At 39.0% G+C, this 22,065-nt stretch carries 18 protein-coding genes and 1 pseudogene; 5 read left to right on the forward strand and 14 right to left on the reverse strand.

Annotated elements, in window-relative coordinates; all coding sequences use genetic code 11:
• Positions 1 to 334 precede the first annotated feature (334 nt).
• The 5 genes from ACFO6W_RS15100 to ACFO6W_RS15120 all read right to left on the reverse strand — a co-directional run bounded on the left by ACFO6W_RS15100 (position 335) and on the right by ACFO6W_RS15120 (position 3,833).
• Positions 335 to 1,477 carry an epoxide hydrolase family protein gene (locus ACFO6W_RS15100; protein WP_379997863.1) on the reverse strand — a complete coding sequence of 381 codons (1,143 nt, stop codon included), beginning with the start codon at positions 1,475 to 1,477 and terminating at the stop codon, positions 335 to 337.
• Positions 1,478 to 1,577: 100 nt separating this feature from the next.
• Positions 1,578 to 1,946, reverse strand: coding sequence for a DUF2971 domain-containing protein (locus ACFO6W_RS15105; RefSeq protein ID WP_379997865.1), 369 nt, complete (start codon positions 1,944 to 1,946; stop codon positions 1,578 to 1,580).
• Between the two features lie 68 nt (positions 1,947 to 2,014).
• Positions 2,015 to 2,548, reverse strand: a complete 534-nt coding sequence (locus ACFO6W_RS15110) for a site-specific integrase (RefSeq protein WP_379997867.1) — start codon at positions 2,546 to 2,548, stop codon at positions 2,015 to 2,017.
• A gap of 1 nt (position 2,549) precedes the next feature.
• On the reverse strand, positions 2,550 to 3,245 hold the full coding sequence (locus ACFO6W_RS15115) for a phage integrase SAM-like domain-containing protein (RefSeq protein WP_379997869.1): 696 nt from the start codon (positions 3,243 to 3,245) through the stop codon (positions 2,550 to 2,552).
• Between the two features lie 420 nt (positions 3,246 to 3,665).
• Positions 3,666 to 3,833: a hypothetical protein gene (locus ACFO6W_RS15120; RefSeq protein ID WP_379997871.1), complete on the reverse strand. Its 168-nt coding sequence runs from the start codon at positions 3,831 to 3,833 to the stop codon at positions 3,666 to 3,668.
• Between the two features lie 467 nt (positions 3,834 to 4,300).
• On the opposite strand from ACFO6W_RS15120, the pseudogene ACFO6W_RS15125 reads away from it, so the two are divergent.
• A pseudogene (locus ACFO6W_RS15125) lies at positions 4,301 to 4,578 on the forward strand (DMT family transporter).
• On the opposite strand, the gene ACFO6W_RS15130 reads toward ACFO6W_RS15125, so the two are convergent.
• The gene (locus ACFO6W_RS15130) at positions 4,572 to 4,931 is read right to left on the reverse strand and encodes a winged helix-turn-helix transcriptional regulator (RefSeq protein ID WP_379997873.1); all 360 of its coding nucleotides are present in this window, start codon (positions 4,929 to 4,931) and stop codon (positions 4,572 to 4,574) included. The pseudogene ACFO6W_RS15125 and the gene ACFO6W_RS15130 overlap by 7 nt on opposite strands.
• Before the next feature lie 150 nt (positions 4,932 to 5,081).
• Between ACFO6W_RS15130 and ACFO6W_RS15135 the strand changes: the two genes are divergently transcribed.
• The 3 genes from ACFO6W_RS15135 to ACFO6W_RS15145 all read left to right on the forward strand — a co-directional run bounded on the left by ACFO6W_RS15135 (position 5,082) and on the right by ACFO6W_RS15145 (position 6,401).
• Positions 5,082 to 5,414, forward strand: coding sequence for a nuclear transport factor 2-like protein (locus ACFO6W_RS15135; protein ID WP_379997875.1), 333 nt, complete (start codon positions 5,082 to 5,084; stop codon positions 5,412 to 5,414).
• A 94-nt stretch (positions 5,415 to 5,508) separates the two neighbouring features.
• Positions 5,509 to 5,796, forward strand: coding sequence for a putative quinol monooxygenase (locus ACFO6W_RS15140; RefSeq protein ID WP_379997877.1), 288 nt, complete (start codon positions 5,509 to 5,511; stop codon positions 5,794 to 5,796).
• Positions 5,797 to 5,804: 8 nt separating this feature from the next.
• A complete protein-coding gene (locus ACFO6W_RS15145) occupies positions 5,805 to 6,401 on the forward strand; it encodes an HD domain-containing protein (protein ID WP_379997879.1) in 597 nt (198 codons plus the stop codon).
• Positions 6,402 to 6,688: 287 nt separating this feature from the next.
• Here ACFO6W_RS15145 and ACFO6W_RS15150 read toward each other — a convergent pair whose 3' ends face one another.
• From ACFO6W_RS15150 to ACFO6W_RS15185, 8 genes are all read right to left on the reverse strand, one after another.
• Positions 6,689 to 7,096, reverse strand: a complete 408-nt coding sequence (locus tag ACFO6W_RS15150) for a heavy-metal-associated domain-containing protein (protein ID WP_379997881.1) — start codon at positions 7,094 to 7,096, stop codon at positions 6,689 to 6,691.
• 37 nt (positions 7,097 to 7,133) lie between these two features.
• Positions 7,134 to 8,819, reverse strand: a complete 1,686-nt coding sequence (locus ACFO6W_RS15155) for an efflux RND transporter periplasmic adaptor subunit (protein ID WP_379997883.1) — start codon at positions 8,817 to 8,819, stop codon at positions 7,134 to 7,136.
• Positions 8,820 to 8,832: 13 nt separating this feature from the next.
• A complete protein-coding gene (locus ACFO6W_RS15160) occupies positions 8,833 to 10,257 on the reverse strand; it encodes a TolC family protein (protein ID WP_379998080.1) in 1,425 nt (474 codons plus the stop codon).
• A 52-nt stretch (positions 10,258 to 10,309) separates the two neighbouring features.
• Positions 10,310 to 14,134, reverse strand: a complete 3,825-nt coding sequence (locus tag ACFO6W_RS15165; RefSeq protein ID WP_379997885.1) for an efflux RND transporter permease subunit — start codon at positions 14,132 to 14,134, stop codon at positions 10,310 to 10,312.
• Positions 14,135 to 14,295: 161 nt separating this feature from the next.
• The gene (locus ACFO6W_RS15170) at positions 14,296 to 14,763 is read right to left on the reverse strand and encodes an HYC_CC_PP family protein (RefSeq protein WP_379997887.1); all 468 of its coding nucleotides are present in this window, start codon (positions 14,761 to 14,763) and stop codon (positions 14,296 to 14,298) included.
• Between the two features lie 593 nt (positions 14,764 to 15,356).
• The gene (locus tag ACFO6W_RS15175) at positions 15,357 to 16,634 is read right to left on the reverse strand and encodes a TolC family protein (protein WP_379997889.1); all 1,278 of its coding nucleotides are present in this window, start codon (positions 16,632 to 16,634) and stop codon (positions 15,357 to 15,359) included.
• Entirely contained in the window at positions 16,627 to 19,743 is a 3,117-nt protein-coding gene (locus ACFO6W_RS15180) for an efflux RND transporter permease subunit (RefSeq protein WP_379997891.1), read from the reverse strand. The genes ACFO6W_RS15175 and ACFO6W_RS15180 overlap by 8 nt, the downstream gene beginning before the upstream one ends.
• Positions 19,744 to 19,753: 10 nt before the next feature.
• Positions 19,754 to 20,806, reverse strand: a complete 1,053-nt coding sequence (locus ACFO6W_RS15185; RefSeq protein WP_379997893.1) for an efflux RND transporter periplasmic adaptor subunit — start codon at positions 20,804 to 20,806, stop codon at positions 19,754 to 19,756.
• 177 nt (positions 20,807 to 20,983) lie between these two features.
• Here ACFO6W_RS15185 and ACFO6W_RS15190 point away from each other — a divergent pair, with 177 nt between their 5' ends.
• Positions 20,984 to 21,868 carry a helix-turn-helix domain-containing protein gene (locus ACFO6W_RS15190; protein ID WP_379997895.1) on the forward strand — a complete coding sequence of 295 codons (885 nt, stop codon included), beginning with the start codon at positions 20,984 to 20,986 and terminating at the stop codon, positions 21,866 to 21,868.
• The last annotated feature ends 197 nt before the right edge of the window (positions 21,869 to 22,065 follow it).

A 22,065-nucleotide genomic window follows, 5' to 3' on the forward strand; every position in this document is an offset into this window, starting at 1 on the left:
TTTGGTACATGGGGTCAATTTAGACTGGCACGAGGGGGCAACGCTCACTGGATTTTCCACTATATCTTTAATGATATAGATGGGATAGTCTTTTATGAATATATAATTACACCAGAAATGTATCTCAATTAAAATCATTAAAAAGAGGTTGTCCCTAGATTAGTAGAAAATCAAGATATGTGTTATATACTTGGGAACAATTCGGGAACAATTTGCTAAAATAAAAAAGTCTAATCAATTGATTGTCAATTAGACTTTTGCTTTAAAAGTACCCGGAGCCGTCACGTAGTCAAAATATCACAGATTATTTATAGAAGACAAAAAACTAGCTTTTTTACCTCAAACTACGATAAAACTTACATATATCATTTGAAAACAATTCAGGTTCTTCCATTGCTGTAAAATGTCCGCCTCGGGGTATTTCTGACCATTGGTCCAAATTTAGGTTCTCCTCAACCCATACTTTTGGCGGAAGTAGAACATCTTTAGCAAAAAGGGCAATACCTGTAGGAATAGTTATTTTGCCAATTGGAGGCAAGGTATGCATATTTTCATAATACATCATGGCGGAAGCTCCTATTGAATTATTCAACCAATAGATCATAACATTATTAAGCAGCTCATCCATACTATACTTATTCTCAAAACCTTTACTAATATCACTCCATGAATAAAATTTTTCAACGAGCCAGGCTGCTAAGCCTACAGGCGAATCAGACAAGGCGTATGCGAGCGTTTGAGGTTTAGTAGATTGAATAGACATATAACCTCCCTCTTGTACAATCCATTGTTGAGCTTTACGCTTATACTCTTTCTCTTCACTCGAAAGTTTGTTATCATCCGACATCATAATTTGCCGGATAATACCCACATCGGTCAGGTGAATTCCAATAAGATGTTCCGGATAGTGCATTGCCAAATATCGGGTAACACCCGAACCCACATCTCCACCTGCTGCACCAAATTTAGTATACCCTAGTTTTTCAGTCATCAATTTGACCCATAAATCAGCAACCTTAGAATTGTTAAATCCTTTGGGCTCAAGGATAGAGGAAAAACCAATTCCGGGTAGTGATGGGATAATAACATCAAAAGAGTCAGACAAATCTTCTCCGAAGCTGACAGGGTCGGTAAGACGGGAAATAATTTTTTGATAGCGGACAAAGCTATCAGGCCACCCATGGGTAAGAATGAGAGGTAATGGATTTTCTCCTTTTCCTTTTATATGGAAGAAATGAATATCCACACCATCGATATTACACTTGTATTGGGGGTACTGGTTAAATACTTTTTCTTGAGTCCGCCAATCATAACCGCTTATCCAATAATCGACCAGAGCCTGTAAATAATCTTTGTCAGTTCCTCTGCTCCACCCTGTTTCCGGTATCTGATTTGCCCATTTTGTTTTCCTTAGCCTAAGGGATAAATCTTCAAGAGATTCATTTGGAATTTCAATTTTAAAGTTTCTGATTGGCATGGTTTACGAACTTTAGTAGGGTGGATATATTATTTTATCTGATAATGGAATGTATTGGTACTATGATGAGAAAAGACTACCTGAGAAATTAACAGATTATCTAAATTATTTCACAAAAATCTAATTTAAACGCATTTGGATTGACATTCATTTGATAAATACGGATATTGGGATTCAATTTCTGACCCGTCTTAATGATTTCCTCTTTATCCTTTTCGATGATATTTACTCCTAAATAAATGGCAGAAAAACATTCTCCGCCTATTTTGTATCGGTGATGAGAGTCATCGTCTAATAATATTTCGGGATGAAAGCCCATCTCAGAATAGCCTATCTTGGGCATATCTAATAGCTGCACCTCATTTTCGTGCTTCCATTCAGGAGCCTTTGTTGCAAATTGATGTTTAAATGCTCCTATACTGTCCCCTGTAGGCCAATTATACTTTGTCAGACTATCTGGATATTGCACATCGAAATCTATATAATGTATTTTACAAAAGTAATGAATAACCGGCGTATCAGTCTCATCTACTCAAACTATTTCTCAGGGCTTTCGGCCTGTTGATTATCGACTTTGATGTAGCGCATAAATGCAGCAGGGCTTTTGTGCCCCGATATTTTCATAAGTTCCTCTGCGGGGAAACCGGACAGATACATATTGGTACAGAACGAACGCTGACATGTATGCGAGGGCATTAGTTCATATTTCTTGCGTATATCTGTTACTCTGGCGTTCCCTTTCTTTCGGACTATTTCTATTTTCTGATTCAGCTTGATTTTCTCGCCCAATTCTTTGACACGTTCGTTGAATTTGTAAGAAGAAACTTTCGGTAGATCATAGTTATATTTCTTGAGAATATTCGGCACATAGTCAATTATAGGGATAACAACGGCTTTATGTACTTTCCGTTGTTTAATATTGATGTTCCCGTTTACCAAGTCGATATGTTCATTATTAAGAGTTGATAGATCGCTGTACCGTAATCCGGTATAGCAGCCAACAATGAATATATCCCTGACTTCCTCTAATTCTTTATCATCGGAGAGATTAAGCTGATATATTTTAGCCAATTCATTTTCTGTTAAATAGATAGCGTCGGTTTCCTCTTCTACAACCTTGAAAAATTTCAAATCGACAGTCGGGATAGTTCCTTTTGCAATTTGATAGTTTACAAAACCTTTTAACAATCGCACTACTTTTCCGGCAGAATTTATTACCAGCCCAATCGTACCATCGGGTTTTTACGGCTTCATAAAACAGATAGTTCATAAATTCTTTGTAGAATTTCATGTTAAGATTGCGAAAAGATATTGGTTGAGAAGAATACTTCTTAAATGTCGTCAAATGCTTCTTTAATGTCCTGTAGTCCTTTACTTGGTCTTTAGATACGAAAGGAGTTTTCTCTTCGACATACTTATCTAAGAGGGCAAACAAGTCTGTCCGAGCCTGTTTCTGTTCATATTCTCTTTCAACGGCTAATTCTTTCAGCACAAAGTCAACTGTCGGTTCTATATCATTTTCGTTAGCGTAATCCAATATATTCGACAGACGCAGATATATTTTATTGACAGTTACTTCTATTTCGTCATATTCGGGACAAGCACGTTTAACGCACTTCTTTTTATCGTCCCAATGCTGGAATTTGATAGAATATCTGGTCGATATTAAAGTACGTTTTGTTCGGTCATAGTTGTAACGGACATAAAGTGGCGTATATCCTGATTTGGAATCGTAGTCTTTCTTAATGTAAACAAAGTATTTAGCCATATAAAAATTATGTTGCATTTGTGTTGCACACATACAAAAACTATCCGAAAATGCAAATAATATTCGAAAACATAAAAAGTTAAATGATTGATATTCAATAATTATTATAAAATATTGGGAACTATTATAATATAATCAGAGTCCTGTCCATACCGCCAATAAGATTTATAAATCGACGAAAAGTCCTGAAATTCAGCAGGATTCAGGACTTTTTTGTTTTCAGATCCTAGCAGAAAATCCCACAATAGAGTTCAAAACTTACTATAGATAGAACATACCAATAGAAACGCTACATTTTTGACATTAAATATTGGAATAAAGTCTATATTTTTCGACTATAAAAATATAGAACGAAAAATAAGAGCACGTCAGAACTGGCTTAGAATCTATGAGCAGACAGGTTCTGTTACTAAAACTGCATTACAATGTGGTATCGCCAAAACTACTTTTGATTAGAAAAACACCATGTTCTGCAAAAAACAAATCTTCATAGGCATACATAACATCCAAGCCTATTGCATCTTTAATTATAAAACGAATCTTTTCTATATTTGGAACGATAATAGTTTTGTTTTCTATTGTATCCATAATAAGTCATTTTTCGGGGTATAAATTAAATAACCGTTCTATTTGCTTGATTTCTAGAGGCTCACTCTCCATTTGGCATTTGAATAATGATGCACTAATTGCTTCTCTAAACTCTTCATCTGTAAATACAATCTCATAACATGCTAGTATAGCCCTCAATTCAGCCTTTGATTTGCAGCTATAGCAGGATTTTCTAAAATCATTATTTGATTGGATATACTTTATAAAAGTAAAAACATTGCTAAGAGCCATTTGTTCTTTTATCTTAGTAACTACAAATATTGCGCCAAGTACATACTTCGTTGATTATAAGCAATATTGATTGAATCCCCAAACTTAAAAGGGACAAAAATGTATAGAGATTGAAAAAACTGATTTTTTTACGCCTTTTTTCGTCCTTGCTTAGAAAAAATATCAGGCCTAAATATTACTCATACCATACGTCCCGATAATTATCTACAATCAGATTGAATACTCTTAAATCAGAACAGTTCACCAGACTGACACCTTCGGTCGTATTTATAATTTCTTACCTCATTCCCTTTTATTTTCTGAGCCTGTCATTAAAGGCTATGCTGTAGGTATTGCCTATGGAATATGGGGAGGTTTGGGGATTGTATTGATAACTGTAATTGGAGCTGTTCTCTTTAAGCAGACACCGGATGTACCTGTAATAATAGGCATTGGTCTTATTGTAGCCCATGTCGTTATCGTAAATGTATTTTCAAAAATGGGGGTTCATTGATTTTTCTTTTTTAGAATAAGCGTTCTTAATCGTTCCTGATGTTCATCTCCCCATTGACCCAAAGCTGAAATAATAGGAATCAGGGTTTTTCCGAATTCAGTTAAGCTATATTCCACTTTTGGAGGAACCACCGGATAAATCTTTTTAGTTATTAATTCATGTTCTTCCAGCTCTTTTAATTGCATATCCAATACCCTGCGGGAAGCATCGGGTATTTTACGTTGCAGTTCACTCGGACGCTGGTATCCTTCATTGATAAACCATAACAGGCGGATTTTCCATTTGCCATACAAGACTTCCCCGATCAAATCCAGACCACAATTTAAGCTTAAAGGTATCTTTCTCTTATACATAACGTAAATATAAATTAATTTACGAAGTTAAGCAATAGGGAAGAATTTATCCCTATATGAATCGTTTTTCCGTACTTGCCAGAACAAACAGCTTATTCTACTTTTGATGTGAAGTATAGAGTACAAAACAATATTTTAATATTTACAACTATGAATTATCCAAGTGTAATCGCAAAATTAATAGAAGCTCAAAATCTGTTTGATAGTAACAAATACGCAGATTGTTTTGCAGAAGCAGCAGTTGTTGTTGATGAAGAACAAACTTATAGTGGAAAGGATGAAATCAGGAACTGGATTAATGAAGCGAATAAAAAATACAGAATAGTCATGGAACCGATAGCATACAAAAGTACTCAAACAACGGGTATCCTTATAGCTAAGATTTCCGGAACATTTGAGGGTAGTCCTGTTTTATTGGATTATCACTTTGAAATAACAGAAGATAAGATCAATCATCTCGAAATAACGGTAAATGAGATATGATCATAAAAGAATATTGAATCCGGTAATTCTCTTTACCTTTGTTATACAAAATAATTCATTTTAAATATTAATTACAGGGGGGAAATAAATAGGAATGATAAAAGTTATAGCCGAGGACTTTATTAAGGAAGAGTATCTGGAAATAGTAAAGCCTCTTTATGCTGAATTGGTTGCTAAAACCAAATTAGAAAAGGATTGTATAGAATACAACCTCTATATAGATCAGGACGATAAAACTCACTTTATCTTCATTGAAGAATGGCCGGATCATGATGCGTTGGACAGGCATTGCCAGACAGAGCATTTCAGACGGCTTGTTCCTCTGATTAATGAACACCAATCCAAAGAGTGTGAATTTACCATTATGGAAATTTTTCAATAAGCAGAAGAATGGAGAATAAAGAAATTCTGATAAAAGCACAGGAATATATCAAAGAAACTTTTCTTAAAGAAGGAACGGGACATGACTACTATCATATAGAACGAGTGGTAACTAATGCCCGAAGGATTTTGCAGACAGAACAGGCCAATAGTTTTACTGTCCAATTAGCGGCTTGGCTGCATGATCTAGGCGATAAGAAACTCAACAACGGAATAGATAAGTCAGAAGAGTTAATCAGCTCATTCCTTAAATCCTTGGCTGTTGAGCAGTCTATCATAGACCGGGTAATTGAGATTGTCTCCCAGGTTTCGTTCAGTAAAGGCAATAAGCCATCATCAATCGAAGCTGAAATTGTTCAGGATGCGGACAGGTTGGATGCTATCGGGGCAATCGGCATTGCACGCTGTTTTGCTTATGGCGGTAGTAAGAACTGCATCCTATATAGTCCTGATGAAAAAGAGAAGGAAAACTCTAGTATTCAACACTTTTATGATAAGTTATTTAAGCTAAAAGGTCTGATGAATACTGAATCGGCTAAGCTGATAGCAGCAAAACGCCATTTATTTATGGAAGAATATATTGCTGAATTTTACAGGGAAGTGTAATAAGAAATACAATTAAATCCATTATTTTATCTTGAAATTATTTTAAGATAAAGTTTTAATAATAGATATCTTTTGTTTTAGAAAAATATCGTATATATACAGCGATATGAGGTTAGCATAGTCTCATAGCTGCGTTTAAACACTCAATAATTCTTGTTTCTTCATTGTTCCCATCGGTCGATAATCTAAACTTTTACAAATAATTCTTTTTCAAATCCCCCTCACAAAAATATGGGGGTGTTTGAAAAAGAATTATATATTTGTACTGTCGGCCCTAGTTGGGAGAATCACACTTTACAACATGGAGGTAAAGCATCGTAAGCACTCGGATCTGCAGGGTCTTTATCTGTACGATGTCCGACTTTGGCAATGACTTTACTTATTGCATCCAGATTAGTTTGTTTGGAATCGAAGCTCACATGGAGTTCTTTCTTTTTTATGTCCCAGTCTGCGGAAGCAACACCTTTCACACTTTTTGCTGCTGTTTCAATACGCTCCTTGCATAGTTCGCAGTTTCCTTGTACGTCAAGCGTAGCATGTTCGAGGTTAGCGTCTTTCTTTGAATCATGATTCATTTCCGGTTGTCCGGTTTCTGCCATTGGTATTTTCTGTTCACTCTTATTTGAAGCACCAGAGTTACATGCTATAAACAGGGTTGCTCCTAAGGTCATTGTTACTATAAAAATCTTTTTCATTTTAGTTAAAAATTAGTTATTATAAAAATCTGTTATTTTAATTATTCCGGTATTTGCAACAGGCGGGTAATGCATCATAAATCGCTTTGTCTGCCTTATATTTATCGGTATCATGTCCGGCTTTGGCTATAGCCCGGCTAATCGCTTCGATTGAAGTTTTAGTTGAATCAAAATTCAGATGTAATTGTTTCGATTTCTGATCCCAGCTTGCGGTAGATACACCTTTGACGGATTTTGCCGCCTTCTCGATGCGATCTTTACACATGTCGCAATTGCCCTGTACCGGAATCATTGTATGAGTCTGCTTATCTGATGTTTTTTGAGGCATATTGTCAGGCATCGGCGACATATTATGACCGGCATGTTCATTTTCTTTATTCATATTTCCCGAGCCTCCGGACATGTTATGGCCTTCATGACCCGTTACCGGCCTCGAATCGGCGTCATTCATCATACTGCGCCTGCCTTCGAGTTGAGCGCTGGCATCTATTGTAAATGTGCCGTTAGTGACTATTTCATCCCCGTCATTTATTCCGGACAGAACCACATAGGAATCACCTAAAGACGGTCCCAGTTCTATCTGGCGAAGCATAAAGGCCGGAGTTTCGGTATCGGGCTGTTTCACATAAACAATGGAACGTTTGCCAGTCCAGAGTACGGCAGATTTAGGTATCACTATCTGGTTGTTATATTGTCTGAGAGGTGATTTAATCACAGCATTGGCATACATTTCCGGTTTTAACTGCATACCGGGATTGGCTGCTTCGATACGTATCTTCGCGGTACGTGTCACCGGGTCTAATATCGGGTTGATAAAAGATATATTTCCCGATAATGTCTTTCCGGGTAATGCCTGAAGCGTATATTCGAGTTTATCACCTACCTTTAAAAAAGGAAGATCCGATTCGTAGGCATCAAACATAACCCATACTCTTGAAAAATTGGCAATATCGAACAGAACATTACCCTGATTCACATAGTCTCCCTGGCTAATTTTCTTAGCGGCTACAATACCGCTGGTTGTTGCCTTCACATCTACATACGGAGATACATTCCCTGAATGCTCTATCCGTGAAATCTGTTCATCGGTAAGCTTCCATAGCCTCAGTTTTTCCCTTGCTGCCTGTAATAAAGCTGGTTGTACAGATTGCATTTTAGCAGCCTCGAGTAATTCCTGCTGGGCGCTTAACAACTCCGGAGAGTAAACGGTGGCAATGGTCTGTCCCTGCTGCACGCTTTCACCTGTAAAATTGATGAATAGTTTCTCTATACGGCCGTTGACATGTGATGTCTGAGACTGGGATAAACGTTCATCAGCCTGTACTGTACCGTACAAACGTACCTCCTTCACAGGGTTTTGTTTGCTAACCACTGTCGTTTGGATATTTGCCAGTGCGACGGCTTCCTTTGACATCTGTATTGCTTCCGGATCGATAGCTGCATCTCCGGAACCTGTCGTTTTCAGAGGAATCAGATCCATTCCGCAAATGGGGCATTTACCCGGCTTGTCCATTTTTATTTGAGGGTGCATCGAGCAAGTCCACACCTGTTTCCCGTTTTCATCGGTAGTCATTTCGTGGGTATGCCCCGAATGGTCTTCAGCGAGTGTAGCATCAGTGCCTCCTGAAAATATCAGCCATCCTAACAGAAGCCCTATAAGCAGGATAATTCCGTACCTGATATAATTATTCCTGAACACTTGTTTTATTTTATTCGTATCCATGATATGAAAGTTTTTATTGTTCTGTATCTTTTTTAAATGAAATTAATTTCTCAATAGAAGCGACCATCGTATTGTAACCTGCTATCGACTCCGCTTCTTTCAACTGGTAATCGAGCAATTGCCGTTGTACCTGAATCACATTCGTCAGGTCACTTTTGCCTGAAACAAACTCCTGTACAATCAGATTATAGGTTGTCTTAGCCAGCTCCTCCTGTTTCTTATACAAGGCGACTTTGCGGGCTGCATCATCCAGGAGGTGTTTGGTCTTGTATAATTCGGCTTCCAGTGTATTGCGGGTATTGTCGTACCTTTCCCGGCTGGCCTGCCACCACAATTTGCTTTCGCGCTGTTGCGCCTTGTATTTATTGCGGTACAGGGGAATGCTGACCGATACCATCGGCATTATCATATCCTTACCATTCATATCGCCCATTGAAAGCATAGCTTCATCGGTTTTTTTATTGAGCATATACTGTACCCCGATTCCGAACATCGGATAACCCATCTTTCTGTCCATTTCGCCTTTTGCCTTATAGGAGAGTCCCTCTTCGGTTATCATACCCAGCATTGGATTCTGCTTTTCAATCTTAGCCATTATAGATTCTCCGTCGAAGAGGAAAGGCGTCTGCACAAATGATTCGGGGATTTGTACTTCACTGTTCACCTGGCGGTTCAGCAATGTATTGAACCTGGCTTTTTCTGCTGCTATCTCAGACAGTAAACTGGCAATGTTATTATCTGTTTCCACTATCTCCAGTTGTATACGGAGTACGTCGGACATGCCGGGCGTAGAAGCACTCATTCCTGAAGAACCTCCGCTCATGGATGACATTCCCTGGGATGCAGGCATTGTCGACGAGCTAGTGCCTCCCGTTGAAGACATACCTGACATACCGCCTCCTGCAACGGCGGAAGTATTATTCCGGGGTGCGGGAGCCGGGGAGGGGATGGAATATCCCGATGACGAACTACCCGAAGGGGAGGCAAATTTTCGCATCGCTAGTTCTTCCAGTTGGGTGAGTAAGGCTTTATTCTCCCGGTTGTTCATCAATCGTTGTTGTAAACTGCATAAGATATACCATTGCGTATAGACATCCAGATAAAGGTTGTCCCTTGTCTCCCTGAATTTTTCGTAAGACATCTTTGCCATATGTACAGCTTCGGTTTGAGCCGCTTTTTTTGTCCCGAACCACGGGAACATCTGCATCAGCTTGAATTCGGCAACCTGCCGCCCCCCTACAATATCCATAGGCTTAAGGAACATCCCCATTTCGAGTTGAGGGTCCTCATAAGCTCCTGCCTGCGGTACTTTCTGCAGCGAAGCCTGATAGGCAAGAAAGCCGGCTTTGATTCCGGGATTATTCTGAGCCGCAACTTGCAGGTAATGGCTCAGCGAGTCAGCCGTCTGGCCATATGTATTCGTTATGGGAATTACCATTGTGAATACAACCAATAAATATGTTATATAATTTCTTTTCATAACCTTTGTTTTATTCTTTAATACTTCCGTGTTTTCTGATAGCCCATTCTCTCCACCAGCACTGAAATACAGGAACTACGAACATTGTCATGGACTGGATAAGCATACCTCCAAATGTCGGTATAGCCATCGGAATCATTATATCCGCCCCTTTTCCTGTAGAAGTAAGTACAGGCAGTAAGGCTATCAATGCTGTCGCCGTAGTCATGGCTGCCGGGCGTACCCTTCTCAATCCGGCACTTACTACTGCTTCCCTGATTTCATCTTTGGTATGGGGATTTTTTTTCAGAAAAGTATCGTGTATATAAGTTCCCATCAGTACGCCATCGTTGGTAGCGATACCAAAAAGGGCTATAAATCCGACCCATACAGCTATACTTAAGTTAATAGGGTGCATCTGGAACATATCCCTCAGATTATTTCCTCCTATCGAGAAATTCATGAACCAGGGCTCTCCATAGAACCACAGCAGGATAAACCCTCCGGCAAAAGCTACAATGACACCCGAGAAATGAATCAGTGAGGCGGTGACAGTTTTAAACTGGAAATAAAGGATGAGCAAAATAGCCAGTAAGCTTAACGGTATCACTATAAGCAAACGGTTGGCGGCACGCTCTTGCTGTTCGTAATTTCCGGCAAACTTGTAGGAAACACCTTTGGGTAGCTGGATTTCTCCCGAAGCGATTTTCTCGTTCAATATCTTATCGGCTTCTTTTACGACCTCCACTTCTGCTTTACCAGAAACTTTATCAAAAATAACGTATCCCAGCAGGAAGGTATTTTCGCTTTGTATCATTTGCGCGCCTTTGGTATATTCTATATCCGCAACTTCGCCAAGTGGTATCTGCGCACCTGTGGCTGTAGGTATAATAAGCCGGGACAGCTCTTCGGGATTTTCTCTCAACTCGCGGGGATACCGCAACCTGACAGGGAAACGCTCGCGTCCTTCCACGGTCGTCGTCAACGGCATACCTCCCACTGCTGCACTGATTACCTCTTGCAGGTCTGCTACCGTAATGCCGTACCGCGCCATATTCTGGCGGTTCAGTTTGATTTCGATATATGGAGCACCCACTGCACGGTCGTAGAATACGGTAGAAGGAAGTATCGACGGTATATCTTTCAAGGCCGTTTCCAAAGCTTTCCCACCTTTCTCGATAGATTCGAGGTCAGGTCCTGATACCTTTATACCCATCGGGGCACGCATCCCGGTCGATAGCATAACCAAACGGGCTTCTATCGGTTGCAATTTAGGCGATGAAGTAAGCCCCGGCATATGGGAAACGTTCACAATTTCCTGCCAGATATCATCCGTTTTCTTTATCTGAGGACGCCATTGACGGAAATAATCCCCATTTTTATCAATGACAAGGCTATCCGCAGGAATAAGCCTGAATCCGTCTTCAGGGTTGTAAGTAGAGCCGTTGATAAGCAAAAATTCGCCTTTACCATTTACTTTGAATCGCTGGCGATGCCCGTTTTCATCCAGTATATATTCGGGACGATAATTTATGGTATTTTCGAACATCTGGGCAGGTGCGGGGTCAAGAGCTGAATTGACACGTCCCCATTTACCGACAGTGATTTCGACTTCCGGAATATTGGATATACGTTTATCGAGCGTTTCTATATAACTGAGATTTTGCTCTATACCGGTATGAGGCATACTTGTAGGCATCAATAGGAAAGAGCCTTCATTCAGACTCGGCATAAATTCTTCACCGATACCCGGAAACTTATCAGCGGATGCTTGCCAAAAGCCGGTTTGCCTGAATGTTTTCCATCCTATCGCCTCAAATCCATTGGCTACAAAGCCGAATGTTTTCTCAAATCCTACCCAGATAATCATGCCGAAGAATACAGTGATGACTGGTATCAGCATAAATTTCCAACGATGGGCAAGGCACCAGCGCAAGATTCGCTCATAATAAATGACTAAGACCCATAGCATACCTAATATGACGGCAATAGCCAGAACAACAAATATGAAGTTGACCGGAATACCTTCCTGCGTACCCACAGGCAGCCATTCTATAGTCAGGTAATAGACTGCGATGAGGATAGCTATGCCGACATTGAGGTAAGTCGGTGTTTTTTTGTTTTTCCATTTATATGAAAAAAGATTGTTCAGTCCGAACAGGCATAATCCCAGCACAGGAACAATCCCCGTCAATATAAACAGAACGATTCCGCTGGCTATAAGCGTGATATTGCAAACTTTGCGGATAAGTTTGGAACTTATCTTTAATGAAAAGACATAGTAGGCTAATGTGGGCAACATGGCTACTCCAAGCAAGAAAGCCGATAATAAGGCAAATGTTTTGGTGTAAGCCAATGGTTTAAACAGCTTACCTTCCTGAGCTTCCATCGCAAATACAGGAAGGAAACTGATGATGGTGGTAAGCATAGCTGTTGATAATGCACCTGAAACTTCACTCACACTTTTATATATCAGGTCTATAAAGGCTTTACCCTTCGTTATGCCTTTATTTGACTCTTCTTCCATATGCCGGATAATATTCTCGACAAAGACGACACCGACATCCACCATTACCCCGATAGCTATCGCAATACCTGACAGGGCAACAATATTGGCCTCGATACCCAGATAACGCATAATAATAAACGTCATCAGTACGGCTATGGGCAATATACTCGATATGACGACCGATGCCCTCAGATTGAAGACAAGTACAATGACCACTATAATACAGATAAGGACTTCGTGTGATAAAGCTGTTTCGAGTGTGCCGATTGTTTCCTGTATCAGCCCCGACCTGTCATAGAAAGGGACAATTGTGACCTTGGAAACAGTACCGTCTGCCAATGTTTTTTGAGGAAGACCGGCCTCCATCTCTTTTATCTTATCTTTCACATTCTGTATTACCTGCATCGGATTCGATCCGTAACGGGCAACGACAACTCCCCCTACAGCTTCTATACCTTCTTTATCCAGCCCTCCTCTACGGGTAGCAGGTCCGAGATTGACGAATGCAACATCTTTTATCTTGACCGGTACACCGTTGCGGACAGTAATTACCGCTTCTTCCAGATCCGAAACTTTTTTAATGTATCCCAATCCCCGTACCAAATACTCCGCCTTATTGATTTCAACGGTTTCAGCTCCTATATCGAGATTACTTTTTTGTATGGCATTCATCACATCCATTATAGACACATTGTAGGCACGCATCGAATTAGGGTTTATTTCCACCTGATATTCTTTGATATATCCTCCGATGGAAGCTACTTCGGAAACCCCTTCGGCCGATGAAATTGAATACTTGGCATAAAAATCCTGTACCGTCCTCAGTTCATCGGGGTCCCAGCCTCCGGTCGGTTCTCTTGTTTCAGGATTACGGCCTTCGAGTGTATACCAGAATATCTGACCTAAAGCAGTTGCGTCGGGGCCTAAACCCGGCTGAACGCCTTCGGGGAGTGTACCGGCCGGCAGAGAGTTCAGTTTTTCGAGGATACGGGAACGACTCCAATAGAATTCCACATTATCATCGAATATAATATAGATGAAAGACATCCCGAACATGGAAGTACTGCGAATGGTCTTTACCCCCGGCATTCCTAACAGGGATGTCGTCAAAGGATAAGTTATCTGGTCCTGAATATCTTTGGGAGAACGTCCCATCCATTCGGTTGCCACTATCTGCTGGTTTTCTCCTATATCGGGGATGGCATCCACCGGAACCGGGTCGCGCGGTAATAATCCCCCATGCCAGTTAAACGGCGCAGTCGATAGTCCCCAAACAACCAGAATAACCAGTAATAACATTGTTATCAACCTGTTATTCAGGAAATACTTAATGATTTTGTTTAGCATAGTCTGATATATTTGATATTTTGTTAATTCATTTAATGTCGATATCTCAAACATAAATGTATAAGCTAAATAGATATAACTTTAACAAAACAACAATGGAAGCTGTTTTGTCAAAGACAAAATACGTTGGCTGATAACAGTTATGTTACCAGGCTTAAATATCAAATACGATAGGTACAAATATAGGCGAGCAAGTCAATATTCAACTTGTCCAGCCCTCCGGGTGGAAAAATATGTTGAACTATTACAGAACTGTCAGATTCGAGATAGTTGACGGCTGAATATAATACAAACCAGACATTGAAAAAGGATGGCAGTATATTATTCAGGCTGGATTGTTGGATTTGATGGTTGAAATCATCTGTCGACAATTTTACCTGCTTAAAAGTACAACAATTGTCATGTTCTTCGGTAAATGCTGAATGTGGTTTATGATGGGAATGAGATTTGCTCCCGCAATCCTCTGTCGGCATATTCTCCATTTTTTCACAGCAGAAATGATTTTGCTGATTGGCCTTAGTCAGATTGACGGAAAATAAATCGCCCGCACAAAAATGCATTGCCAGTACAGGATGAGCCCCTACTACAAGTATTATAAGTGAAAGGAATATGGATATAAACCGTCTCATTGACTAAATTAACTTAGAATCAAATTTCTAATACACAAAAGTATATATATATTTCAGATATTAGATTAAAAAATATATAAAAAGTGATGACGTGGTCTCAATTAGCGATATATAGCTTTAAAGCTATGTATAAATACCTTTATTCGAGTTCTTCTATCAATAACACAATATACAGCAAAATTTTAGTTTCACTGTATATTGTTGCCGCAAAAGGACTATCCGAAAGTAATAGATTTACTCTTCTGGCTTAATGCTACTAAAATATTAATTAATACAAGTTACTATTATTCCTTAGAAAATACGATTTTAATCTCAAATAAATTAGACTACTTTTTGAAAATCCACGTACTCCTGATGAAATTGATTTCGTTAAAGAAGGGTCGAAAAATATACTGAATAGTCCCGTACTTTATAATATAACTTCTACACACCTCAAAACTACTATTAATAGCTATACTAAGCAATTAGAAAAAATAATAATGGTAGTTATGTCCAGCAATTCTATACTCATCAAAATTCAGGCATAGAAGATATTTTATCAGAATCATAGATATTAATACGATACTCCGGCCTGATTATCTATATGAAAAGAGCTATCTTCCTGTTACCTGTAAATATTCGAACCTTTTTTGTTCGTATGCTGAATATGTTTCTACATACCTGTCCCGGCTTTGTTGTAATAAGAACTGGGCATCCAAAACATCAGTAAGAGTAACTGTACCTGCCTTATAATAATCGTTGTTGAGGCGCAGATTTTCAGATGATTGCCCGATAGCCTCTTTCGCCAACAGTATTTGTTTGTATGCATTGTCCAAATCATTCCTGACCTTCTGCATCTGTAATAAAAGCTGTTCTTCCATATCCAATTTATCATTATAGGCTATTTGTTCTTTTATCTTCTGCTGCTTGATTACGTGCGAGCCGCCCCACCATCCCGATAGGGGAATGCTCACGGATACAAATACAGCACCGTTTCCGGTCCATCCATCCAGAAAATTTTCTTTATAATAGGTAGCACCAACAGCCACTGTAGGCAGATAATCAGCTCGTTTTATCTTTGTCTGCAATTTGGATGCTTCTATGTTCTTGTCCAAAAGTTTGCTTTCCATTCTATTGGGTAAGGCATCTTTATGATTGACATAATAGACAGCAGGAGATTCTACTTCCTCGATATTCGGTGCAGTGATTTCAAAAGTCTCCGATGTAGTCAATTCTAGTCCAATCTGTTGGCACATAGACATTTTTACAAGCCTGATGTTATTATCCAGATTGATGCGGTTACTGGCTATCTCATTCTTTTTAAGTTTTACTTTCAACACATCATTATTCGTGATAAGTCCGGCTTTGTATGACAGTTCCACGTCTTTCAACAAGACATCCAACTGAGAATCTATAATATCCAATGTTTTTTCTTTTTCAGACAGGGAAACCAGTTGCCAATATAAATTCTCAGTATTTAAGAGAATATCATTCTCCGATAGCCTGGACTGATATTGGCTAACCTGAATGCCCAGGTCGGCCAGTTTATTTCCATATACGATTTTTCCACCGACAAATACGGGCTGACTAACACTGATTGTTGCTGTCATCCCATCCTTTAAGAAACCGATAGGAGCTCCCCCCATATTAAGTGCGACCAATGGGTCTTTTGCTTTAAATCCGAACCCGGAAGCACTGACAGAAGGGAAATAGTTTGTAAAAGCATCTTTTTTCGCTTCTTTGGCAGCATTAATTTCCAGTTGGCTATTTTTAATCTTTTTATTATTCTCAACAGCCATTTGTTTACAGTCGTTGAGGCTATATTTTGTTTGTGCAGGTAAGTGTACTATTACAGAACATATTACCAGTATCATAAAATATTTTTTATTCATAATTATTCAGTTTTTGTTTCTTGGGTTTGTCATCTTCATGCCTGTATATGAGCCAATAGGCCAAAGGCAATAGGGTAAGGATAAATATCATGGAAAAAATCGTTCCGAAACTGATAACAGTCCCCATCGGGCACCACAATGGGCTTCTGCTGATAATCATAGGTATGACGCCCATAGATGCAGCAGCAGAAGTCAGGAATATCGGACGCATCCTTCGTTTACCGGCTTCGATTGAAGCTTCTAATACCGTCTTCCCCTGTTTATAGCGTAATTCTTCGGTATAATCGAACATGATAATGCCATTGCGGACAATAATGCCAATCAAACTTACAATACCCAGTATTGCGGTTACACTAAAGTCTATTCCCATTACTTTGATACCTATGGCCGCACCAAAAATACTCAGTGAGGTAGAAGCCAGAACCAGAGTTGCAAGACTTACTTTTTTAAAGTGAAATATCAAGATAAAGAAGATAATAACAATCGAGACGGAAAGCGCTTTGACCATCTTAGGCATTGTTTCCTCATCGGATTCCTTTACGCCACCATAAGATATTGAAACGCCTTTAGGTAATGACTTTCCTGCAACAGAGCTGACTATATTCTCCACTTTCGATTGAACTTCACTCACTTTTTCGCCTCTTTTCAAATCGACAAAGATTGATAGCGTGCGGACTCCGTTGCGCCGGTTAATCTGCCCCTCTGTCCAATCCGCTGAAACACTGGCTATCTGCCGTAAAGGCACACTTGGGGATAACAAACCTGAAACATATTCGTTGGAAATATCTTCTGCTGTTGGGTCCTTCTGTTCCCATTTTGATTTTAATACCACTGGCAGCGAATAGTCATTTTCCCAGATAGTCGTTATTGGTGCTCCTCCGAAACGGGAAGCCAGGCCAATACCTAATATGGCTTCATTGACTCCCAACCTGTTTGATTCGACAGGGTCTACTGATATTTTAATACCCGGTAAAGGCTCTTCAAAATTTGTATATATCCTCAGAGGTTCGTCTAACGTTTTTAATTCAGTCATCAATGTGTCCGCAAATCTCTTGAGTCCGGCGGTATTATTTCCCGATAAACGAATATCAATGTCCGCATCCACTGCCTGATAGTCTAATTGCTTAAATTTCACAAAAGCATTAGGATAGTGGTATGCATATTTTGTAGAATATTTATCCAATAATAATTCAGTGTCTTCATTCGATGCCGTATTGACAATGAATTGTGCGAAGTTAGTCCCTCCCATTTTGGGAGCGTAAGCCGTTTGAAAGCGGGGGGAGCCGGTCCCATAGAAAGATGTGACAGAAGCTACTGTTTCTTCAGCTTTTAATACTTTTTCCATGTCTTGTGCAACAGCTTCGGTTTGCTCCAGAGAACTTCCTTGCGGTAAATAAATTTCTACTGCAAATTGATTCCGTTCAGCAATAGGCATTAGTTTCTGGGGAAGATGGGCAAACATATAAATACCCGCTATAATAGAAGCAACACCAATGGATATGGATATCTTCGGATATTGGAAAACTTTTTCCAACAACCCGTTATATGCACTTTGCAATATGTCGAGGAAAGATTTTTTCTTTGCTTTATCTTCTGAACCGGATTGCTCATGTAGGCCTTTGCGTATGAAAAAATATTGCAGGAACGGGATAAACAGAACGGCCACGGCTAATGATATCCCCAAAGTAATAAGTACTGTCCAAGGGAAAAGTTGCACAAAATCGAGGAATTGTCCTGTCAGCATAATTAAGAATGGAAAAAACGTCAGGCTGATAGCTAATGTCGCAGAAATGATAGCTTTAGTATACTCTTTTGCACTTTCGATGGATGCCTGCCGGCGGGGAATGCCGTGGTCTAATTTTTCGAGATAGCTATCCACAATTACAATCGAGTTGTCGACAATCATACCCAATACGACAATCAGGGCCGCCAGCGTTACGGTATTAAGCTCAATCCCAAAACTAAGCATCAACCCCAGGGATATAAATATAGTGATGGGAATAGAAGAGGCTGCTACCCCGGCAACCCGTAGGGGCAATAGAGCCACGGTTACTAATATAACTGCAACTATGGCCATCAGTAATTCTTTCAGGAAGGTATCGATAGAATGCCCGACCACTTGTGACTGGTCAGCTATACGGTAGATATGGATATCATCAGGGATGTCATTCTGAAATTGCCGGAGAACAGCATCTATGTCTTTCCCATACTGAATGACATTATAGCCTTCCCGCATTTCAGTGGATAGGATAAGGCATTTCTGACCATTGTTTGTAGTATAGCTTGTTGGTTTAGGGTATTCCCTTACCACCTTTGCTATATTTTTTAAGCGAATATGATTCCCTTGTACATCGGAATAGATAATTTGCTCTTCGAGATTCTTTTCTGACTGATATGGCCTTTCTATATGTATCGGTATTACCATATCCGGATTATCTACTCTTCCGGCAGTTGTAATAAAACCTTTTGTCATCAGTGTCTGATACAGGCTTAATATATTAATGCCATATGCTGCCAGCTTGTCTTTCTCTATATAAATGCTTATCTGTTCATTTTGAACGCCATAACGGCGCAGGTTCGACACAGACTCAATTGTACGCAAACGGTCTTCCAAATTTTCGAGATAAGTTTCTAATTGGCGATAAGTCTTTGTTTCAGATTCCAATGAGATTAGCAAAGCTGATGTATCACCAAAATCATCATTAGCGATAAGTGCCAAAACACCGGAGGGTAGTCGTGCTTTGAAGGTAGTCAGACCATGTTTTATTTTCGACCATACTTCATCTTTGTTGTTTACCTCATCGTTAAGCTCCACATATACATAAACTATCCCGTCTCTGGAATGTGAATATGTCTTTGATTTCTTTACTTCTTTGTATGTAAACAGAAAATTTTCGAGAGGCTTGGCTAATTGTTCTTCTATTTCAGCAGAAGTTGCACCCGGATATACGCCAACTACAACTCCCTGACGAATGGTGAAGACAGGAAACTCCTGTTTAGGCATTACATTTAGTGCGTAAACCCCGAATAAAACCAATACAACTACAATAAGCAATACAATCTTATTGTATCTCATCGCCCAGCCGATAATACCTGATTCTTGTTTCATCTTTTATTTCTTATTTAGCTGTTTCCACTGTTATTCCCGGGCTGATATTCTGGTAGCCTTCGATGATGAGGTTATCCCCTTCCTGAAGCCCTTTTTCTATTACAATACCGTTTCCTATAAGTTTACCTTGTGTTATTTCCCGGTATACGGCTTTGTTTTGTTTATCTTTAATCCAGACAAAACGTTTGCCGGAATAGTCAACCTGAATTGAGTTGAGTGGAATTATAATATTTTGTCCGTTAGCTGTGGCCGCAGGATTGCTTAAATAAACCTTACAGACCATGCCGGGCATAATTTGCAAATCAGGATTATTGATTCGTACTTTTATATCATATGTATGTGAAACAAGGTCGGCAGAAATCCCTTTTTCGGCAATCTTACCATCAATGGACGCATCGTTTAATGCAGATATTTTCACACGGCCGGTTTCACCTGTTTTGATTGAAGATATTTCATTTTCGGGTATCGCTATTTTTATCATCACCGGGTTTATTGTTACCAAATTGAAAATTGGTGTTCCCGGCATGACATTAGCACCCGGTTCCTGATAACGACGGCTTATTACACCCGAAAATGGAGCATACAGATTGCAGTCCTGTAAATTTTTATGAGCAATACGTTCACTGGCCTGTGCTTGCTGCAATACCGTCTTTGCCTCAATATACTTAATTTCAGGAAGACTGTTGCTGTTATATAATATCGTCTGCCTGTCGTATGCATCTTGTGCCTGAGTGAGGCTTGCTTTAGCTGCAGTGTACATGCTTTCAATAGAGCTTGTGTTCAATTTTGCCAATAGTTGCCCCTTCCGGACACTTTGCCCTTCTCTGGCATAGATTTGTTCGATATTACCATTAACCTGAAAACTGATATCGACGGCATTCTCCCCCTCTACCGTACCAATATACTCTTGCTGGTAAATATCATCGCTGTATTTTATTTCCTGTATCCTGACCGGAATAACCTTTGGGTAAGGATTTTCGTCTTTTTTAGAAGAACAGGATATCGATCCTGTTATAAGGAGTCCATATATGCATTTTCTCAAAATCAAATTTAGTTTATTCATAATTTATTTATAAGAATGATTATCATTACTCTTTTCGATTTGCAAAGATCTCGTTATAATATGGTTTGTCTCAATCCAATACTACTGTAAAAATGTTCAAAATTTCGTATTTTGGATATAAATCATCAATTTATTCAGATTTTTGTTATTCATTTGTAAAATCTAAGCAACAAGATTATGAATAGAGGGAATTATCCAAAAATATCTTTAGAGGACATAGAAGGACAATCACTGACATTAGGAATAAAGAATTTTATCATATCCGAGAATAAAGTAAATATCCATGATTATCCGTTTGATTTTCGATATCCGCACATTGTTGAAGGTATTGCCTTCGCTATTTGTGCAAAAGGGACAGGCCGGATAAAAATTAATTTGAAAGAATTCCAGATAGAAGCAAATGCTATCATAACTATCCTGCCCAATTATATTGTAGAGATTTTGGAACAGAGCGATGACCTGCTTATTGAATTTTTATTCTTTTCCTTTGACTTTGTATCTGACCTTAAATTAATTACAGAAACCGAACTTTTTGAAAATATAGAAGAAAAGGCCTATCTGAAGATAAACGAGGATGAAGCCAATAACTTACTGGAGTTCCATGCATTTATCGTAAAGCAGTATAAGAAAACAAATCATTTATACAGGGAGAAAATAGCAAAAAATTTATTATATACACTTATCTATGAGGTTCTGCAATTATATTACGATAAAAAGATAGGAAATGATGATGAGACTTTAACCCGTAAAGAGAAGCATTTACATCACTTCATCAAGTTATTATTTAAGCACCATATACAGGAACGCAGTATTGCTTTCTATGCCGGCAAGATGTTCATCACTCCAAAATACCTGTCTCAGGTTATTTATGAAACAAGTGGTAAAAATATCCAGCAATGGATTGATGAAATGGTTATTATGGCAGCAAAGGCTTTTCTGAAAAGTTCGAATATGACGGTATCCCAGATTTCCGAAGAGATGAATTTTCCGAATCCATCGTTTTTTGGAAGTTATTTTAAAAAACGCACAGGAATGCCCCCCTTACAATACAGAAAGAGTTAGGGCATTGTAGTAAAGATACTTCGGCTGTATACTTTTCCACTAAAATACATTAGTAGTCTGATTCAATTAGTCAATAATAGATGATGATCAACTTTCTTAAGAAGTTCTTCTTTATTTTATATCTGCTATTTTTCTGAAAACATGACGAATTTTTTTGGATTTAAATAAAATTTAAAATGCGTAGTTTCGTGAAGAAC

The sequence above is a fragment of the Dysgonomonas termitidis genome, assembly GCF_042654545.1.
Taxonomy (GTDB): domain Bacteria; phylum Bacteroidota; class Bacteroidia; order Bacteroidales; family Dysgonomonadaceae; genus Dysgonomonas; species Dysgonomonas termitidis.

Coding starts and splice junctions, on each gene's coding strand:
- ACFO6W_RS15100 (WP_379997863.1), bottom strand. CDS start 1,477: ATGCCAATCAGAAACTTTAAAATTGAAATTCCAAATGAATCTCTTGAA.
- ACFO6W_RS15115 (WP_379997869.1), bottom strand. CDS start 3,245: ATGGCTAAATACTTTGTTTACATTAAGAAAGACTACGATTCCAAATCA.
- ACFO6W_RS15120 (WP_379997871.1), bottom strand. CDS start 3,833: ATGGATACAATAGAAAACAAAACTATTATCGTTCCAAATATAGAAAAG.
- ACFO6W_RS15130 (WP_379997873.1), bottom strand. CDS start 4,931: ATGTATAAGAGAAAGATACCTTTAAGCTTAAATTGTGGTCTGGATTTG.
- ACFO6W_RS15135 (WP_379997875.1), top strand. CDS start 5,082: ATGAATTATCCAAGTGTAATCGCAAAATTAATAGAAGCTCAAAATCTG.
- ACFO6W_RS15140 (WP_379997877.1), top strand. CDS start 5,509: ATGATAAAAGTTATAGCCGAGGACTTTATTAAGGAAGAGTATCTGGAA.
- ACFO6W_RS15145 (WP_379997879.1), top strand. CDS start 5,805: ATGGAGAATAAAGAAATTCTGATAAAAGCACAGGAATATATCAAAGAA.
- ACFO6W_RS15150 (WP_379997881.1), bottom strand. CDS start 7,096: ATGAAAAAGATTTTTATAGTAACAATGACCTTAGGAGCAACCCTGTTT.
- ACFO6W_RS15155 (WP_379997883.1), bottom strand. CDS start 8,819: ATGGATACGAATAAAATAAAACAAGTGTTCAGGAATAATTATATCAGG.
- ACFO6W_RS15160 (WP_379998080.1), bottom strand. CDS start 10,257: ATGGTAATTCCCATAACGAATACATATGGCCAGACGGCTGACTCGCTG.
- ACFO6W_RS15165 (WP_379997885.1), bottom strand. CDS start 14,134: ATGCTAAACAAAATCATTAAGTATTTCCTGAATAACAGGTTGATAACA.
- ACFO6W_RS15170 (WP_379997887.1), bottom strand. CDS start 14,763: ATGAGACGGTTTATATCCATATTCCTTTCACTTATAATACTTGTAGTA.
- ACFO6W_RS15175 (WP_379997889.1), bottom strand. CDS start 16,634: ATGAATAAAAAATATTTTATGATACTGGTAATATGTTCTGTAATAGTA.
- ACFO6W_RS15180 (WP_379997891.1), bottom strand. CDS start 19,743: ATGAAACAAGAATCAGGTATTATCGGCTGGGCGATGAGATACAATAAG.
- ACFO6W_RS15185 (WP_379997893.1), bottom strand. CDS start 20,806: ATGAATAAACTAAATTTGATTTTGAGAAAATGCATATATGGACTCCTT.
- ACFO6W_RS15190 (WP_379997895.1), top strand. CDS start 20,984: ATGAATAGAGGGAATTATCCAAAAATATCTTTAGAGGACATAGAAGGA.